12 protein-coding genes are annotated in these 17,770 nt (G+C 67.3%); 8 read left to right on the forward strand and 4 right to left on the reverse strand.

The window, feature by feature from the left end:
- Positions 1–225 precede the first annotated feature (225 nt).
- Complete coding sequence (locus tag ACFP1K_RS23375; protein WP_380756830.1) at positions 226–1,614, forward strand: ABC transporter substrate-binding protein; 1,389 nt, start codon at positions 226–228, stop codon at positions 1,612–1,614.
- 77 nt (positions 1,615–1,691) lie between these two features.
- Positions 1,692–2,579, forward strand: coding sequence for an SDR family NAD(P)-dependent oxidoreductase (locus ACFP1K_RS23380; RefSeq protein ID WP_380756832.1), 888 nt, complete (start codon positions 1,692–1,694; stop codon positions 2,577–2,579).
- Between the two features lie 408 nt (positions 2,580–2,987).
- Here ACFP1K_RS23380 and ACFP1K_RS23385 read toward each other — a convergent pair whose 3' ends face one another.
- From ACFP1K_RS23385 to ACFP1K_RS23395, 3 genes are read right to left on the reverse strand one after another with little or no spacing between them, the layout of a single operon-like run.
- Positions 2,988–3,443 (reverse strand): DUF6069 family protein, encoded by a 456-nt coding sequence (locus ACFP1K_RS23385; protein ID WP_380756834.1) that lies wholly within the window; start codon positions 3,441–3,443, stop codon positions 2,988–2,990.
- The gene (locus ACFP1K_RS23390; RefSeq protein WP_380756836.1) at positions 3,440–3,718 is read right to left on the reverse strand and encodes a hypothetical protein; all 279 of its coding nucleotides are present in this window, start codon (positions 3,716–3,718) and stop codon (positions 3,440–3,442) included. Before ACFP1K_RS23390 ends, ACFP1K_RS23385 begins: the two co-directional genes overlap by 4 nt.
- Positions 3,719–3,724: 6 nt before the next feature.
- On the reverse strand, positions 3,725–4,723 hold the full coding sequence (locus ACFP1K_RS23395; protein WP_380756838.1) for an RNA polymerase subunit sigma-70: 999 nt from the start codon (positions 4,721–4,723) through the stop codon (positions 3,725–3,727).
- Between the two features lie 155 nt (positions 4,724–4,878).
- Between ACFP1K_RS23395 and ACFP1K_RS23400 the strand changes: the two genes are divergently transcribed.
- The 6 genes from ACFP1K_RS23400 to ACFP1K_RS23425 all read left to right on the forward strand — a co-directional run bounded on the left by ACFP1K_RS23400 (position 4,879) and on the right by ACFP1K_RS23425 (position 16,043).
- Positions 4,879–5,604 carry a dienelactone hydrolase family protein gene (locus ACFP1K_RS23400; protein WP_380756840.1) on the forward strand — a complete coding sequence of 242 codons (726 nt, stop codon included), beginning with the start codon at positions 4,879–4,881 and terminating at the stop codon, positions 5,602–5,604.
- A 1,430-nt stretch (positions 5,605–7,034) separates the two neighbouring features.
- A complete protein-coding gene (locus tag ACFP1K_RS23405; RefSeq protein ID WP_380756843.1) occupies positions 7,035–10,661 on the forward strand; it encodes a CHAT domain-containing protein in 3,627 nt (1,208 codons plus the stop codon).
- A 28-nt stretch (positions 10,662–10,689) separates the two neighbouring features.
- The gene (locus ACFP1K_RS23410; protein ID WP_380756845.1) at positions 10,690–11,103 is read left to right on the forward strand and encodes a hypothetical protein; all 414 of its coding nucleotides are present in this window, start codon (positions 10,690–10,692) and stop codon (positions 11,101–11,103) included.
- A gap of 11 nt (positions 11,104–11,114) precedes the next feature.
- A complete protein-coding gene (locus ACFP1K_RS23415) occupies positions 11,115–12,068 on the forward strand; it encodes a hypothetical protein (protein ID WP_380756848.1) in 954 nt (317 codons plus the stop codon).
- Positions 12,069–12,083: 15 nt separating this feature from the next.
- Complete coding sequence (locus ACFP1K_RS23420) at positions 12,084–12,305, forward strand: hypothetical protein (protein ID WP_380756851.1); 222 nt, start codon at positions 12,084–12,086, stop codon at positions 12,303–12,305.
- 81 nt (positions 12,306–12,386) lie between these two features.
- The gene (locus ACFP1K_RS23425; RefSeq protein ID WP_380756853.1) at positions 12,387–16,043 is read left to right on the forward strand and encodes a CHAT domain-containing protein; all 3,657 of its coding nucleotides are present in this window, start codon (positions 12,387–12,389) and stop codon (positions 16,041–16,043) included.
- Here the strand turns inward: ACFP1K_RS23425 and ACFP1K_RS23430 are convergent.
- Positions 15,994–16,728, reverse strand: coding sequence for a hypothetical protein (locus ACFP1K_RS23430; protein WP_380756855.1), 735 nt, complete (start codon positions 16,726–16,728; stop codon positions 15,994–15,996). The genes ACFP1K_RS23425 and ACFP1K_RS23430 overlap by 50 nt on opposite strands.
- Between the last annotated feature and the right edge of the window lie 1,042 nt (positions 16,729–17,770).

Genomic DNA, 17,770 nt, shown 5'->3' on the forward strand with positions numbered 1-17,770 from the left:
ACCGAGCCGGGAAAGCTCCGCGAGTGTTCATCGAGCGCGTCACGCTCGACTCTGAAACATGGAGGCAAGGCCGTGAAACGAGCGTCAGTCAAATCGGCCGGTGTGGTCCTCGCAGCAGGCCTCGTGCTCGCAGGATGCGGGGGCGGTGGCACGACCGGCGGGAGTCCCGGGGGGAGTTCCGGCGGCAACGACGGCGGCGCCGTCCTGAGGTGGGCGGTGCCGGGCATGCCGACCTCCTTCGACCCCCGCAAGTCGGGGCCGCTGGACCCGGTGTTCCTGGACGTCGTCTACGAGAGCCTGATCCTGCGCACCCCCGCCGGGGACATCGCGCCGGGCCTCGCCACCGAGTGGAAGCTCGCCGACGAGAACAAGACGATCACCTTCACCCTGCGGCACGGCGTGAAGTTCCACAACGGCGAGGAGCTCGACGGGGAGGCCGTCAAGGCGTCCCTGGAGGCGTTCAAGAAGGAAGGCGCCCTGGCGGGCACCCTCTCCGGTATCGAGAAGGTCGATGTGCTCGCCCCCGACCAGGTCAAGCTGACCTTCAAGCAGCCGTCCGGCTACATGATCAACGTACTGGCCGGCGAGGCGGGCATCGTGGTCGCGCCGGGCGCGCTCGCCGATCCCGGCCTGGCGGGCAAGCCGGTCGGCACCGGGCCGTTCCAGGTGGACGCCCTCACCGAGGGCAAGGTCACCTTCAAGAAGTTCGACGGCTACTGGGACGCGAAGAGGACGACCATCGGCGGCATCGAGATGGCGGTCTACTCCGACGAGTCCACCCGGCTGCGCGCGGTCAAGTCGGGCCAGGCGGACGGCACGTCCATCACGCCCAGCCAGATCAAGGAGTCCGAGGCGGCCGGCCTGACCGTGATCAAGGGCCCGAACACCACGTTCAACGGCATCCTGCTGAACACCGCCAACGACAAGCTGAGCGACCCGAAGGTCCGGCAGGCGTTGCTGTACGCCATCGACCGCGAGTCGATCAGCAAGAACCTGTACGCCGGTATCTGCTCCCCGTCCGTGCAGCCGTTCCAGCAGGGCTTCTGGGCGAACGCCCCCGAGCTGAACGACGTCAAGCCGTACTACGACCCCGCCAAGGCGAAGCAGCTGCTCGCCGAGGCGGGCTACCCCGACGGCTTCGAGATGGTGTTCGAGGTCGGCCCCAACACCTCCTACCAGACCCTGGCGCAGGCACTCCAGGCCCAGCTCCAGCAGGTCGGCATCAAGGTCACCATCAAGGTCCTGGAGTTCCAGCAGATGGTGTCCGCCCGCCGCACCGGCAAGTTCACCGCCACCGTCGCACTGGTCCAGGCCGGGCGCCCCGACCCGAGCCAGTTCGTCGCCGACTTCTACCTCAAGGGCGGCCTCTACAACCCCGGCGGCTTCGATCTGCCCGGCGGCGCCAAGCTGCTGGCCGAGGCGAGGGTCGACGACGACGTGACCCAGCGCGCCGCCCCCATGCGGGAGATCTCCAAGAAGGTGCTCGAAGCGGGCCCGCCGGTGGTGCCGGTCTGCGGCGTGACCTACGTGGCCGCCTTCCGCAAGGGCGTCACCGGCATGGAGGTCCCGGCAGCGGGCGACTACGACTTCGCCAACATAAAGATCAGCGACTGACCCCGCCCTCAAGCGCACCCCGGGCGGTGGCACACCGACCGGGGTGCGCCTCACGGTTCGTCGTAGAAAGGAAGACCGTGCGACTCAACGACAAGGTCGCGATCGTCACCGGATCGGGGCGAGGCCTCGGCCGCGCGTACGCCGAGGCGCTGGCCGCCGCGGGCGCCGCCGTGGTCGTCAACGACATCGACGGCGACGTGGCGAAGGAGACCGCGGACGCGATCACTGAGGCCGGCGGCCGAGCCGTCGCCGAGGTCTGCGCCGTCGGCACCGCCGAATCGGCGGACGCCCTGGTCCGGCGCGCCGTGACGGAGTTCGGCCGCCTGGACGTGATGTGCACCAACGCCGGCGCGCTCCGCGACCGCACCCTCGGCAAGGTGACGGACGAGGAGTTCGACCTGGTGGTGAACAGCCACGTCCGCGGCACCTTCACCTGCGGCCGCGCCGCCGCCGCCCGCTTCCGCGAGCAAGGCGACGGCGGCCGCCTGATCCTCGTAGGCTCCCCCGCGGGCCAGTACGGCAGCTTCGGCCAGACCGCCTACGCCGCCTCCAAGGCCGCCATCATCGCCATGGTCCGCGTCTGGTCCATCGAGCTGGCCAAACTCGACGTGACCGTCAACGCGATCGTCCCCACCGCCCTCACCCGCATGGCCGCCACCATCCCAAGCCTGACCGAAGCCGTCGCCGCGGCCGAGAACGGCGCCCCCATCCCCCCCGACCTCCGCCACCGCGGCATCGGCACCGTCCAGGACGTAGCCCCCCTCGTCGTCTACCTCTCCTCCGACGAGTCCACCGGAATAACAGGCCAGTACTTCGGCTTCGGCGGCGACAGATTCACCATCTGGTCCCACCCCAAGGAAGCCTTCGTCACCCACCGAGAGGGCGGCTGGACACCCGACCAACTGGCCACCGACTTCCCAACCTTCACCCCCCACCTGCAAACCCACCTGCCCCCCGGCCGCTGACCCCGGCGCAGCCGCTGCCGACCTCGGGGGACAGGCCCATGGGCCGCCCGCAGTATGTGAGACGCTGGACAACTCGTGTGTGCGGGCGCCGGTGAAAATGGTCCTCGCGGAAGCCCGCGCTTCGCACGGAAAGGCGCAAGGGCTGTTCTCCTGCGGGGGACACCCCCGCACCCCCGGGCCTGCCGGGCTCATAGTTTCCCGCAGCGATACTTCCCACGGACAGTGAGCTTTCCAACCTCCCACGTCGCAAACAGCGCTCCCTGCCCCGACGGCTACGGTGTGGCAGCCGCCGGTGGGCGCGGGTGTCAGGTTCGGCTGCGGACGCGTCCTTGCGCGGCAGCACCGGGGGCCATGTGTTAGTGCGCTCGCGTATGCCCTTGCGCCGTGCGTTGTCCTGTCGCGGGATCGTCAATCGGTCCGGGTGCGGAGGCTCCGCGCCAGGGTGGGGATCATCACCGTCGCGGGGACGAGGTGTAGCCCGAGGAGGGCGGTGGTGGTGGCGGTGTTCGCCCCGGAGAGGAGGGGCGGGAGCAACGAGATCGCGGTCAGCGACACCGCCGTCCACACGAATCGCTCGGCGGGGCGAGCGCTCCAGCGAAGAAGAGCGACGGCGATGACGATGCCCACGACCGAGAAGAAGCCGGTCACCACGGCGAACCCGGGCAGTGGGATCGTCTCGCCACCGTCGGGGATCTCGAAGTCGACGCCGACGGCCTGGGCGAGCCCGGCGGCGAGGGTGGTGGCCGCCATCGCCGCGAGCGTGGCGATGAAGCCGGTGCCGGCGAGCCTGCGGAGTCGGTGGGTGTGGCTGGTCCGGCCCGATGCCGGGCCTGCGGCGACCCCGGTGTCATTCATGCTGCTCATGTCGTTCCTCCATCATTCTGTGTTGACTGGCAGGTGGGGGTCCTGGGCCTGGGGGTGACGATGCGCACCTTCGCCGTGCGACGGCCGGGGTTGCGCAGGGCGCGGACGCCGGTGCCGCGGAGCCAGAACCCGGCGTCACGTCCGAGGACCGGCCCGGGCTCGCCGTCGCGCAGCTCCAGCTGCACCCGCCCGCGGGTGACGACGCCGAACGCGTCGCACCACTCCGCCGCGACCACCGCGACACGCGCGCCACCACGCAGCGCGAGCGTCCACACCGGGAACTACTCCGTGCCGTCCGCCGGCAGGCGCTCCGGCAGCCCGAGCCGCGGGAACCGGTCGTCGTGGAACGTGATGATCTCGGCGATCGCCCCGCCGGTGACGCGCAGGACGTCGATCGTCAGCGGCAGGTACGCGCCCTCCCGCTCCCGCCAGTGGTAGAAGGCGACGGCGGGCTGCCGGTTCACGGAGGTGAGGACGGTGCGCAGGCGCGTCATGCCCGCGAAGCCGCTCTCGACCCAGTCCTTCACCACCGCGTCGCGGCCGACGTACAGGCCCGGCGTGGGCGGCATCGAGCAGCGGACGTCGTCCCGCAGCAGCGCGGCGAGCCTGTCGATGTCGGTGGCCACGCTGGCGTCGGTATAGCGGCGCACCAGCTCGCGCGTCCCGGCGTCCTCCTCACCCCCGGTCCAGTCCTGCCGCTCGGCGGGCAGGTGCTCCCGCATCCCGGCCCGGGCCCGCTGCAGCGCGCTGTTCACCGAGTTGACGGAGTCCCCGAGAAGCTCCGCGACGTCCTTGGCGGGCCAGCCGAGCACGTCCCGCAGGATCAGCACGGCCCGCGGCCGCGGCGCGAGGTGCTGGACCGCGACCAGGTACGCCAGCTCGATCGTCTCCCGCGCGACGGCCACGCTCTCCGGCTCGTCCGCGTCGCCCGCGGGCAACTCGTCGAGCAGCCGGTCCGGGTAGGGCTGCAGCCACAGCACCTCGCCGCCGGTCGCAGGCTCCGGCCGGCACTTGGCGAGCAGGTCCAGGCAGGCGTTGGTGGCGATCCGGTACAGCCAGGCCCGGAACGTCGACCGCCCCTCGAAGGTCTCCCGCCGCCGCCACGCACGCAGAAACGTCTCCTGCACGGTGTCCTCGGCATCCTCGAACGACCCGAGCATCCGGTAGCAGTGCACGTGCAGCTCCCGCCGGTGCCGCTCCGCCAGCCCCGAGAACGCCGGCTCGTCGACCTCCCCCAGACCACTCACGCCCAGCTCCTCCAGCCGCGTCTCCACACTCATCACGTCATCCTTCCGCCTCGTCGTATCCCGTCGTAGATGTGACGGCTCCGGGCACGACAACTCATCACCAGGGCCGTCCGGCATCGCTGACGGTGAACTCTGCCGGCGGTGAACACCGGCCTGCCCGGGCTCGACGATCACTACCGTCATGTCTCATGACGACGGTTACAACGCGCACGGTCGAATACCCGGCCGACGGCCTGACGATGATCGGGCACCTCGCGCTCCCGGCCGGTGCCGGCCGCCGGCCCGCAGTCCTGGTCGGGCCCGAAGGGCCGGGGCTCAGTGACGTCGAGCGCCGCCGAGCCGATGCGCTCGCCGAGCTGGGATACGTGGCGCTGGCCTTCGACATCCACGGCGGACGCTGGTTCACCGACCCCGAGGAGATGCTGGCCCGTTGCCTGCCGCTGCTCGCCGACCCCGGCCGGATGCGCGACATCGGCCACGCGGCGCTCGACGTGCTGCGCGCCGAACCGCGGACCGACCCCGGCCGGATCGCCGCCATCGGCTACGGCACCGGAGGCGCCATCGGGCTGGAACTCGGTCGCGACGGCGTCGACCTGCGCGCGATCGGGACAGTCAACGCACTGACCACGGGCCGACCGGGCGAGGCGGCACGCATTCACTGCCCGGTATGGGCCGGCGTCGGGTCGGAAGACCCGATCATGCCACCCGCCCAGCGGGACGCCTTCACCGCCGAGATGCAGTCAGCAGGCGTCGACTGGCGCCTCGTGATCTACGGCGGCGCCCTGCACGCCTTCCACCACCCGCCAGTCGCCCAAACCGTTCTCCCCGGCGTCGGCCACCACCCACGACACGCCCAACGAGCCTGGCACGACATCGTCAACCTACTCACCGAGTGCCTACCCCTAACAGAGTGACCTGCTCACTCCAAGCTCAGCCCCCCGCCGACACCGCTCACCGATCACCACAGCACGTTCCTGACGTATTCCGCCCCCACCCCTACGAGCGCGGTCAGCTGGCTTGTCCGGCTCCGGCTCGGGTCTGGGCAAGGCGGTACGAATCTGTGCCGGTCTCGATGATGTTGCCACTCTCGGACGGCATCTTCTTGAGCCGCCCCAAGCCCCTGCTGGCCAGAGGCCTATGGCTGCCCGCCTTACGGCGGCAACCCCGGGTGTGCGGGCGCAGGTGGGAACGGTCCTTCGGAGGGCGCAAGGGCTGTTCTAATGCGGGGAACACCCCCGCAACCCCGGGTCCTGTCAGGCTCATGTGCTCCACCGTGATGAGCTCTCAAGAGGAATGACTTCAGTGGTGCTTGACCGCCTCGGTGTAAAGCTCGGTGGTGAGATCTGCCTCATCGATTCCCTGTCGGCGAGGATGAGGATTCCCGCGTTGTCGAGTTCGCGCTGGATGCCCCAGGCTCGTGCGGCGGTCAGGTCGTGGGTCTAGCCCGGCATCGCCCCCGACATGTTCCATCTCGGGATCGTCGATGCATTGCTCGCTTCGGGTGGCCCTGTCCCGTTTAGCAACGGCTGGCCGAGGTGGCAGAACCGCGAAGTCATCACCGTCGCCGACCGGTCCCGGCGGGTGGTCGGGTTACCGCGTCGAAGAGCCTGCGCCCGAACCCCGCCGCGCCGCGCAGCCTGTCACCTTCATCGCCGTCGCCGGTCTCACTGGGCTGGGCCGCATCACGCTTTACCGCAATCCCAGCCTCCGGGCCATCATCGATGAGCACTGCTACCGCGCCGCCGCCAGCGGCACATTCACCGGCCTCACCGATGAAGTCCGCCCCTCCGCGCCGCCCTTGAAGCCATCGCCGTCCGGGTCCGGCAGTACAAGGAACAACTCCGCCGGCTCAATGCCCGCGCGGACTGGCAGCGTTGACCGGCCAACCTCGGAGACCGAGATCATTAGCCGGATAGGCGCTGGACGAAGCAGCCGCCGAAGCCTTCAACAGCACCCTCGAAGTCAAGTACGTACCCCGCCGCCGATTCCGCACCCGAGCCGAGGCTCGCCTAAAGATCGCGACCTGGATCGCCGACTTCCACAGATCTACCGTCCGTCACATACGAGCGTCACATGATCGACGATAGTAAACCTCATCGGCCCTCTGAGAGTCGCTTTGGCATAGAACCACCTCCACGTTTTCAGGGGATTGAAATGTACGACTTTCGCACCCGGTTAGCGGTTCACCCTAAAACGGCGCTCTCTCCGTCGCGAGCGGATGTAATTTTCCACTGGCCTTTTGTGTCAGCTGCCAGGTACGACGCCCAGTAATTCCGATTTCCTCTGTCCGTTCGCCTGGATGCTGTGACATGGTTTGCTAGTCGGGGTGGCCACAGTTGGGATCATGCAGATGCTCGGTGAGCATCGAAGGGTGAGCGCTGTGAAACTCGACCACGAGCGACATGAGTTCAGCGAGATCGCCGCGGTGGCCCTTGACGCTGCTGCGAGGCAGTGTCGAGAAGGTCGGCGGGTAGACACCCGCGACGTTCTGCTCGCCCTGATGCGAGTGGACGTTCGCGGTGAGTGGGATCGGATCTGGCTCGAATTCGGTAGCACAGAAGCGGTAGCCGCGGCAGCGGTGACCGACCCGGTGGCAGACGGCGATGACCTGTGGTTGGACGTACCGCTGACCGGTACATGCGCAGCGGCGGTGCGAGCCGCGCGGTTGATGTCGCAGTGGTACGACATGCTGCCGGTGGGAGCAAGCGTTCTGGCCCTCTGCTTGGCCGGGGAGCCGTCCAGCGCAGCCGCCCAGTCATTGACCGGAGGCGTACCTGCCCGGTATCCCCGACTCATCCAACAGCTCCAGGAAGCGCTGATGGGCGGCGTCCTGGGGAATCTCCCACGGGTCCTGAGCGCCTGTCTTGATCGTGCATCCGCCGCCATGGTGGAGTTTGACCCCATTGCCGTCGGAGCGGCGCTCGAGCGCTTCTTCGACGCCGAAACGTGGGAGGAGTCCAGACGCATCGCGGAAGAGCATCCGGAGCTCCTCACCGAGCAGGTGGACACGTTCCTCGGAGCACTGATCTTGGCTGCCGGGCAGCAGGGCGACGCTGGTAGGGAAGCTCACCTAAGCCGCCACCGTGAACTGTTGCGCCAGGTCAGAGGTCTGCGAGGTGGATCGATCCGCGAAAAGTCTGATCCGCGCCAACAGGACGCCGAGATCACCACGTTCCATGCCAGCGGGGATCGAACCGGTGAGGCGGCTGCTCGCCGGCGGCGAGCCGTTCGGCTGTCTATGGAGCAGCGCTTCAATGAGGCGGCCGACGAGTTCGCTCGAGTCGCCGGACTGCACCTGGAACTTGGGGCAATGACAGATGCGGGGAGAGCGGAATTGGCATGTGCCGGGTTCCAGGCTATGGCTGGCAGGCTGGAAGAAAGCCTTCCTCACTTCTCCAAAGCTGCAGATCTTCTGGCGGAGCACGGCTCTGTGGAAGAGTCAGTCGTTGCCGAAGCCGCGTGGCTGACTACCCTCGTCCAACTCGAACAAGACGAGCTGGTGCTCGCCAGGTGTGAGGTGATTCTCGACCGCACCGTCGACGAGGATTCCTCCCTCACGGTTGCGGAAGCGCGGATGCAGGCGTGTTATCACAAGGCTCGACTGATGGCGGGAAGGGGTCTCCTGGATGCCGACTGGAGCATCGCCGCCTCATGTGCCGCCGAGACGATCCGCCGGACCGCCCACGAGGCCACGCCGGAGAATCGGGCGATCGAGAGCCAGATGCGAATGATCATTGGAAATGCGCACAGGGTAGAGGGCAGGTTCGCCGAGTCGGCTGACGAGTTCGCCATTGTTGTCGAGATCGGCAATGAACTGGGCAACCAGACGATGGCCGCTCTCGCGCTCGGCAGCCTGGGCAGGGTGCTCCTGGAGGTACCAGACGTTGGGGCAAAGCGTTTCCGTATGCTCACGGATCGATATCACGCGGATGGCCAGCGATATGCGGAGGCGACGTGTCGATACGAGCGTGCACGGTGCATCAAAAGACTCAAGATCACACCATGGTCGCTTGAGGCGAGTTTGGAACGTAACAAGATCTGCGCGGAGGAGAACGAGCGCGCCGGAGAGCTATTCGATGCTGTGGACGCCGTGCGGGAGGCTGGAGATGCCTACTATCAGGCTGGCTATGCCCTCAGCGCGGTCGCGGGATTCGAGCCCGACTGCCGTCAGCGGTGCGCCGGCCTGCTCGAGACCGCCGCCCGCCGGTTCGGGGCCGCGTCAGTGTGGTGGGGCAGGGGTCTTGCCGAGCATCTGAACGCTTACGTGGCCTTCATGCACCCGCAAGCGCCCGACGGCGAGGCGCGCTCTCTTGAGCTGCTGCACGATTCGGTCGTGTCGTTCCAGAAGGCCGACCGGCCGACGGAGGAGGCCATGGCACGGCTGGAAATCGCCGTTCAGATCGGCATGCAGGGTATCTGGAGCGACGAGTGGCTGGATGCGATCTTCACCTGGCTCGCCAGTCACGAGCGGGCTCGCGCGGCCATGGTGGTGCCGCACCAGCGTGAATCTGAGGATCGTCAGGTCGCACAGCTCCTTCCAATGCTGATCGGCCAGTTGCTCAGTGCCGTTGCGACGCGCGGAACCGAGGAGCGATGGCGCCGATCGGTCTGGAGGGCAGCTCAGGCGGTGAAGGGCCGTGCCTTCCTCGACCAGCAGATCCAGCACGACGCTTGGAGCCACCTGATCGCTACGGACGCGCCCCTTCGCGAGCTGACCAGCGGTGCCGAGCGGGCGAGAATCGAACTTGAGAACGCTGAGCGAGAACTCCAGGCGGCGTTGTTCGCTGGCGGTATGGACAAGGCGCGCAAGTACGCGCTGGAGCGTGACAGGCTCCAGACCGTCTTGAACGATCGTGAACGCGAGCAGCGCCAGCGGTTAGACCTCGTCACACAGGAGCGTCCCCAAGCCATGAGGCTGCTCAGTTCTGAGCCGGCCGAGCCCGCAGATATCCAAGCAGTGCTGCGCTCCGACGAGTTGTACCTGGAGTACTTCTGGCAGTATGGCCGCCTTGTTCGCTTCACTGTGACGCAGGACGGTTGGGATATCTCCATCCCGGAGCTGGAGCAGTCGTCCTTCGTCGATTGGTTGAAGCAGACCAATTTGCGCGTTAGACACGCAGCCACGCTCCCCGGCTCCTCCTACACGCATGCTCTGCTCGGTGACATCCCGTCCGGTGTGAACACAGTGATCGTCTGTCCGCATGGTGAACTGGTCGGCCTCCCCTGGCATCTGCTGCCGGTGAATTCCAGCAAGATCTTCGGCGATGCTTGTGCTACCTCGATCGTGCCCAGCGCCGGATATCTCGTGCGCGTGCGAACCGATGCAGTGGTGAGCGCGCAGGCCAGTTACCTCGGGGTCGCGTATGACGCCCACGACCGGGACGACCTGCCCAGGTTGCCCAACGCGGACCGCGAGGTGACGCAGATAGCCCTGACCTACTTCAGTGGAGAGGCAGCCGCGTCGGCCAACCACTTCCCGACCGCAGAATCCGGTGCTTTTCTCACCTTGCGGCGCAGCGTCAAAGTTCTCCATCTGGCGAGCCATGCGAACCGAGGCGGGCTCCACCTCAGGCGGACGGTTACCCCGGTCGACCTCCTAGATCTAGGAGTGCGGGCCGACATTATCCTGCTCACTGGGTGTGACGCAGGCGACTTCTCTGCCGATAACACCAATGAGTTTCTCGGGATCGTGCGCCAGCTTCTCATCGTCACGCACGCCCGAGCAGCGATCGTGAGCTTATCCGCGGTTCTTGAGGCCTCGGCGCCGACCGTTAGCGGCCTCATCATCGCGGCATTGACCGGGGCCACCCCGCTAGCTCCCGTCGATCCTTCGCCGGGCCCGCTGGCTGTCGGGCCCGCGCTCCGATGGGCGCGACAGCAATGTCGGGAATTGCTTGAAGGGTCCACCGATACGGACGTCGCGTGGTGGTCGCCATGGTTCGTCATCGGTGACCCCCAAGCCGGGCTCTGATACCACAAGCCAATGTCGAGGGGAATACATGGACCGCGACCTGCTGGACGCTGCACGGACGATCCGTCCCTATCTGCCTTCCCTCATCGGGGAGACCGCCCCGGACGTCGATCGGAAGATCTGTGCCCTGCTGGAAGCCGCCCGGTCAGGGAAAAGCGTCGATGGTGAGCTGGCCGAATTGTTCAGGAGCTCACGAAAGCTCTACGTGTGGAAGGAGAAGATGCTGGCCGACAACAGGCGTCGCCCACCCGAACTGCAGGGCTCCGGCGAGGGTGAGCCCAGGCGGGGAGGAACGGGTGCTGTGCTGGACGGGGACGGCGACGCTTACGACGCCCAAAAGTACGTCTGCCCCCGAGACGGCAACTACGTCTATTGGAGGCAGTCGCTCGGCGATCAGGTGCCGCCATGTCCTGATGACAACAGCCTCCTTAAGCGGATCTGACGGTCTACGTCATGCTGGGAGAGTTCTGGACGACCACCAGTGGAAAGCTGGCTGACCGGTTCGTGGCGGCGTCGCTGCCCGCGGTGGTGTTCTGGTGGGGTGGATTGTTGGCCTGGGTGTTCGGTCGGTGGAGCGTCGACGGCCTCAATGAGTTCGCCGGCTGGCTCGATCGGCAACCCGCGATGGTGCAACTCGCGGTCCTCCTCGCGGCGCTGTTGACCTTCGGTGCTTCGGCGATCGTGGTTCGGCGCCTCACCCGACCAGTACTGCGACTGTTGGCAGGCTACTGGCCAAGGCGGCCCCGACTGCTGGCGCGGCTGCGGGCTTCGCGTGTCGAACGCGTCCAGCGAACGAGCACGACCAGCAGCAGTCGATTCCAGGAGCTCATGAATCTGAAGGACAAGGGCACGGCCACGTCTGAACAACTTGCCGAGTTGGTAGACAACGACAACCGCTCGCGGCGACTTCCTGCTCCGCACAGACGCATGCCGACTCGCGTCGGAAACATTCTGCGGGCCGCTGAGAGCCGTCCAGTGGATAAATACGGTCTAGACGCCGTCCATCTATGGCCGCATCTGTGGTTACTTCTCCCCGATACGGCCAGGCAGGAGCTGAGCATGGCCAGGACGGCGTTGAACTCCGCAGTGAACTCTGGCATCTGGGGAGTGCTGTTCTTGCTGTTCGCACCGTGGACTCTGTGGGCGATCCCCACCGGGCTCGCCGTCACAGTGGCCGCGTGGTGGCAGTGGCTCCCCGCTCGCGCAGCAGTCTTCGCCGACCTGGTGGAGACCGCTTATGACCTATATCGAGGTGCGCTTTACGAGCAGGTGCGCTGGCCACTGCCTACCAACCCGAAGCAGGAGCGTGCACAGGGCCGACTTCTGACGACGTACCTGATGCGCGGCCTCGACGATGATCGCCCCAGTTTCGGACCCCAGCAGGCTTCGCCGTACACCGAGAGCTGATCGACACAAAGAGAGATGAAGATCGATATGAGATCGGTTAAGTACTACACCCAGGGTCGCGTTCCCGGCGACTGGAACAGCGTTCAGAACCGGATCGAGCGAAACAGCGAGTGGGCCATCGTTCACGATATCGCCGAAGGGCGCTGGGAGGTCTGGTGTGACGGCCGGATGTATACCGGAACCTGCACAGACAAAGAAGAGGCTGAAGCGATCATGGAAAAGATGATCAATCGCTGACCGGTGAGTTCTGCACCGGCCCCGACGGGATCGGATGCAATGTCTATTCCCAGCTCATGAATGGCAGCTCAGGAGGGTGCGATGTCGATCGAGCTCGCGGATCCGGCAAAAGGGTTGGTGACCTTCGCCGCCGATCTGGTGCACGACCGCCCGGTGAACACCGGCGACCTCTTGGCCGCGATGGCACGCTTGGAACCACAGGCCTGGCAGCGCGCCCTGCTCCGCCTCGAGCTTAGCGACCAGCGGATTGGGAGCGTCGAGTGGAACGCGGCGGTGCACGATCTGTCCGGGATTCGCGTCACCGCGCAGGTGGCGGAGTCCGCGCGGCTGGCCACGTTCCTGGCCGAGTGCCACGGATTCGAGGGCTGCCCGCCGGCGATCCTAGTGCTGGCAGCGGTGCTCACTCCAGGCAGCGTGGCGGGGGCGTTGGTCGTTGCGGGTGGGGTACCGCTGAAGGAAGCCGTCTCCATCATCGAGGAGGCGTTCTTCGACGGCGAACTGGAAGACCTCGACGAGGCGGTGGCTGTCTTCCACGGTGTGGAAGACGAGCCTGATTTCGCCCGCCGGGCCCGTGCGAGGCTTCTTCAGCGAGATCGCGTCATCGCCGTGATCGCTTTCGCGGTGGCCGTCGCGCTCGTCGTCTCTCCCCTCGCCCTCAAGACCGCTCTCATCTGCGCGCTCCTGACCGGGGTGAAGAGCCACAGACTATTCCTGATCGCCGTGCTTGGGGCCCTCGTCGGCGCCACGGTCGTCTCGGGGCTGGCGGCCTCGATGATTGTCGCCGGTGCCGGGCTTGTGGCGCTCGTGGCGCGCCGCGCGATCTCCGCCCCCTATGGTCGGCGCCGCGCCTTCCACGGGGGATACCTCTCCCTCCTCCCTCACCTCCAGCTCATGTTCGAGTTGGCCAGGGCGCAACGACTGCTCCGCCTGGACTATCCAGAGGACGCGATCGCTGTCCTGACTAGGCTGCTGGCCCGGGCTCCCAGGCGTGCGCTGCGCAGTCTCCGGCTCAGGGCTGCCGACGCCGCCCTCCGTGCGGGCGACTACCAGGAAGCGCTCGACCTGTGCCGTGCAGCCCACTCTGAGGGACTGCCGGAGCGGACGCGGACCCGCCTCGCTCTCATTGAAGGCTCCGCACTTGTGGAGGCAGGCAGGACCTGTGAGGCGCTGCCGATCCTCCAAGAGGCCTCGAGCCAGGCGAACGGCCTATTGCGGGCGGATGTTGGTATCCGCCTCGGTGAGGCGCTGGCGCGGACGGGAGATCCCGCCGCGGCGTTGCGCTGCTTCCACGACGCAGCCGAACGGTACCTCCGAGGGTTTCACCTCGTGGACCTGGCACGCGCACTGCGTGGGTGCGCGCAAGCGCAGCCGAGCGCCGCTGCGGACTATCGCAACGCCGCCCGGATCATCGCTCTCGACCACGCTGTCCTTTGGAAGCGGAAGATGTTCCAGACCGACATCCCCGCTAGGGCGCGAGCGGGCATCCGCCAGTACGCCCTGACCTCACTGGACACTGCTCTTGCCACCGTCGATACCGACGACGATGAGGAGTTCCTGGGCTGGGTTGGCAGCGTCGCCATGATGTTCGAGCAGCTCGGGCTGACGCTTCAGCAGGCCGAAGCTCTTGGTTGCTGCGCCCACCGCCTGGAACGCGAAGGGTCGTACGGTAAGGCGCTGGTACGCCGACTCGCCGCTGTCGGCGCTCTGGACGAGCGGCGCTATCTGCTGCGCTCCCAGCGAGACCGGGCAGCCTGGGCGTCACGGTACAGCACGACCGTCTCCGGCGCGCTTGCCTGCTCGATCCGCACGGCCGATCCAGTCGCCACGGCCATGATCCTGGAGGCGGCACGCGTGCAGGGCCTGCCGCGCGGTAGCTCGCTCCCGGCCAGGCAGGAGCAGCGCCCCTCGCCGCCGGAGTCTGACTCTGTCGCCCGGGCCCTGAAGGGCGAAATTCCGCTGCGCCCCCCACCACTCATCCGGGTCCGCGGCGACACTCGCTTGCTGGGACCGTATGCCGGTGAACGCCCCAGAGCCCTAGATCTGGAGCGTATGGCCGCTGTCGCAGCCGGGACGGGTGCCTGGTGGTGGGGACAGTGGTCGAGCGCCGATGACAGGAGTGTCTACTGGTCGCTAGTCCCGCCGGTGGGGGTGGTGACCGGCGGGAAGTTGGCCTGCGATCCCCAATCGGAGCTCGCCACCCTGCTGAAACGCCTGACCCGTGCCCTCCCGGTGCGGTTGGACGGTGAGGACACGCCAGGCATCGTGCGCCGTGTGACCGACGGGGAGCTCTACCATCCGCAGGCGGAGGCCGAGCTGATGGGGCGGCTCGGCCAGCTGCTGGTCCCCGAGCCCCTCCGAGCCGAGCTGCTTAGGCGGAGGAAGTCGGGGGAGGATCCGTTGCCCCTCGCGATAGCTCCGGCGGTGCGCCTGGCCCGCGTCCCCTGGGCCGCGCTGGGAGTCTTCACCCATCAGACCCGGCTAGTCGAGGTAGCGGACATTGCCCTCGCACCCAGCGCGGCCCTGCTTGATCTGATCGGCAGGCGTGAGGCGATCCTGCCTGGGCCGATCGGCCTGGCTGTGCTGAACCCGTCTGGGGACCTGCCGGGTGCGGGCATGCTGCGCCGCTTCCTACCCGCTTCGACCGTCTTGCTCGACGACGGTACGGCAGGCCGCCCCGCCACGAAGACTAACCTCCGGCAGGCTCTGCAGTCGCTCGACCCGGCCTCGACCGTCGTGATCGCTTGCCATCCCGCGCCCGCGAGCCCTACGGAGCCGTCATCTGGTGCATTGCTGCTGTGGCACGGCGAACGGTTGACCACGAGTGAACTCCTCACCATCGGCGAGGACCCAGCGCCGATCCGCGTCCCGAGGCGGGTGGTGGTCCTCGGATGCGAGTCCGCGGACATCTCCGGCTCCGCCCACGGGGAGTGGCTGACTCTCGGGCCAGCGTTGTTGTGGGCAGGCGCCGACGAGGCAGTGGTCACGGTCCACCCGATCCTCGACGACCGGGACGTGGAACCGGAACTCCTGCCGCATCTGGAAGCCGGGACCGGGCTGCTGGCGGCCCTTTCCGCCTGGCAACGGGAGTGTCTGGCCTCGTGGCGGGAGTACGGGCGCGAATACAGCCCGGCTCTGTGGGCGGGGCATGCTTTCATCGGGCGACGTCTGGTGTCCACGGGCGACCGGGATGCCTTCGCCGAGGCTCCTCCCCTGTCGATGGAGCTCCGTTATCTCCTGAGCTCGTGTCTCAAGATGGCTCGAGAGCTGCGGCAGCCTGTCGTCACCACGGGACACGTGGTCTACGAGTACTTGGGTGACGAGTTCTCCATCCTGGAGACACACGCGGTGAAGGAGGGGCTGTTTACCTTGGGCAGCGGTGCCGTACTGAAGCTCTGCCGCAGGGAGCGCGCGGCCCGCAGCGACGTTCGGGACCCCGGCCCCAGCACGCACCTGCTCCGGCTTATCGCCACGGCCCGCCGTCGGGCCGGGGAGATGGGTGCGGAGCTGACCATGCCAGCGCACCTGATGCTCGAAATCCTCGACGGGCGATATCCCGACGGGAAGCTGCTACTACGACTGGCCATGCCGGGAGCCCGGCCGTCCTTCCGACGGGCCGTGGTGCGCAACGCCCGCGAGACACCGCACGGGAACAGGGTCTGGGCGGCAGAGGAGGGCGAGGCGCGACTGTTCAGCGAGATCGCTCGGCTCTCTCCTCAAGCCAAAGAAGCAGCACCTTGACGGCGTGGACGAGACACACCAGCAGAGCCGCCGCTACCAGCAGGTCGTGTGCCCAGGCCAGCCTCGGCCATAGCAGGACCAGCACCGCCCACCCGGGTAGGATCGGCACCCACCATGAGCGGCGCTGGAACAGGTGACAGACGGTGAGAAGCACCAGGAGGCCGAGCACCACCGTGCCCTCCCGGGTCAGCGCCGCTACAACCGCTGCCGAGGCGGCCAGCATCGCCGCCAGAACCTGACGGAGAGCGGTACGCCTGCGGGCGTGGTCGAGAAAGGCTGAGCCCGCTATCCACAGCACCTCACCTACAAGTCCGAGTAGCGCCACCGAGACGAGCACCCAGCGCGACGGCGACAGGGCGCCTGACGGTACGGTGGCAACGGACAGTCCGGTCAGGAGAAGGACGATCCCCAGGTGGTAGGCCAGCCGCGCCCGATCCGACCAGACTTGGCTGCGCTTCATCAGGCCACGCTGTACTCCCAGGAGCCACGCACTCGGCCTGTCTTCTTTCGCATGGTCCGGATGCCACATGAGCAACTCGGCGGGAGTCGTATCGTATCGGCGGGCCCAGATGCCCGCCTGGACAGCGGCGATCTGTGCCAGCCCAGCAGCGAGGAAAAATGCCAGCGCGGCATCCGGCCACCGCGAGAAAGCCTGCGTCGACGGCGGCAGGAGCAGCGCGGTCATGGTGAAGCTGGTTGCAGCCAGGAGCGGCGCGGCAAGCCCAACGAGCGACTGGATACTGCCCGGGTAACCGGCTGGCATCGGCGGAAGCCACGTCCGGCCGTCGCCAGCATTCACGGCGTCGCCTAACGGTTTCCGGACAGAGGACAGCTGTGGTCGTGATGGCCGTCCGGCCAACCGCAGCTCTCGCAGTAGGGCCCTGGTCCTATCGAGCCGCGGACGTTCGGGGGCGACGAAGGAGACGAGGGCTCATCGGTCGGACGAAACCGCACGTCGGCGGAGTGCAGGTCCAGGAGGGTCAGCAAGGCCTCGGGGAGGTCCGGAGCGGGAGGCGTCGGCAGTGTGAGCCTGACGACCAGGGTTGCCGTCTGGGTGGTCGTCTCGGTGGGTGTTTGGGCAGGCGGCTCGATCGACCACGAGCATAACTCGCCGCCGCGCGCCTCTAAGGCTCGCGTCACCCGCACTTTTGCGCGGGCCGTCAAACGCCGAGCTTCCTCGCCCGTGATCGGGATTTCCAGCAACCAGCCTGTGCTCATGGCACCTCCCGGAGCCTTTTAGGGTAATCGTCCGGGCTCCGGCTTTCAGCGAATCAGGTCGGTCTCCAACTCCTCTCGGTGCTGTGACGGTCACGTGCGGCACCTTCCGGCCGCGTTGACTACTTGCTGCAGGCAGCGCATGCTGCTCCGCCGTCTGTGACAAACGGTGATGACGCGTCCGGCGCCATCACCGTCTCCGATGTCCTGATGGACGAACTCCTCCGGGGGCATCGGCCGAGTCGCATTCAGCGAAGCCCCGGTGGCAGCCGCGGCGGCGGCGCACGGATCACCGTTGCGCTCGGCGAGCGAGGCGGGCTCGCGGCGGCCCGGCTCCTTCGAGCCGGTGGTCGCCGGGCAGTGCGGGGGCTCGTTGGGCGGGGCGTTCGTGAAGTCCGGGATGGAGGGTCAGGTGAAGTAGAAGTTTTGGGAGGTTTGGGTTATTTGGGTGCGGGTGGTTGGGTTGGGGACTGTGGTTTTGAAGGAGGTTATGGCGTCTGTGTAGGTGAGGG

Origin of the sequence: Sphaerisporangium aureirubrum (genome assembly GCF_042658925.1) — a bacterium.
Classification (GTDB): Bacteria; Actinomycetota; Actinomycetes; order Streptosporangiales; family Streptosporangiaceae; genus Sphaerisporangium; species Sphaerisporangium aureirubrum.

Excerpts from the sequence above, each read along its gene's own strand:
- ACFP1K_RS23375 (WP_380756830.1), top strand. The coding sequence starts at position 226 with ATGCCGACCTCCTTCGACCCCCGCAAGTCGGGGCCGCTGGACCCGGTG.
- ACFP1K_RS23385 (WP_380756834.1), bottom strand. The coding sequence starts at position 3,443 with ATGAGCAGCATGAATGACACCGGGGTCGCCGCAGGCCCGGCATCGGGC.
- ACFP1K_RS23395 (WP_380756838.1), bottom strand. The coding sequence starts at position 4,723 with ATGAGTGTGGAGACGCGGCTGGAGGAGCTGGGCGTGAGTGGTCTGGGG.
- ACFP1K_RS23400 (WP_380756840.1), top strand. The coding sequence starts at position 4,879 with ATGACGACGGTTACAACGCGCACGGTCGAATACCCGGCCGACGGCCTG.
- ACFP1K_RS23405 (WP_380756843.1), top strand. The coding sequence starts at position 7,035 with ATGCAGATGCTCGGTGAGCATCGAAGGGTGAGCGCTGTGAAACTCGAC.
- ACFP1K_RS23410 (WP_380756845.1), top strand. The coding sequence starts at position 10,690 with ATGGACCGCGACCTGCTGGACGCTGCACGGACGATCCGTCCCTATCTG.
- ACFP1K_RS23415 (WP_380756848.1), top strand. The coding sequence starts at position 11,115 with ATGCTGGGAGAGTTCTGGACGACCACCAGTGGAAAGCTGGCTGACCGG.
- ACFP1K_RS23420 (WP_380756851.1), top strand. The coding sequence starts at position 12,084 with ATGAAGATCGATATGAGATCGGTTAAGTACTACACCCAGGGTCGCGTT.
- ACFP1K_RS23425 (WP_380756853.1), top strand. The coding sequence starts at position 12,387 with ATGTCGATCGAGCTCGCGGATCCGGCAAAAGGGTTGGTGACCTTCGCC.
- ACFP1K_RS23430 (WP_380756855.1), bottom strand. The coding sequence starts at position 16,728 with ATGACCGCGCTGCTCCTGCCGCCGTCGACGCAGGCTTTCTCGCGGTGG.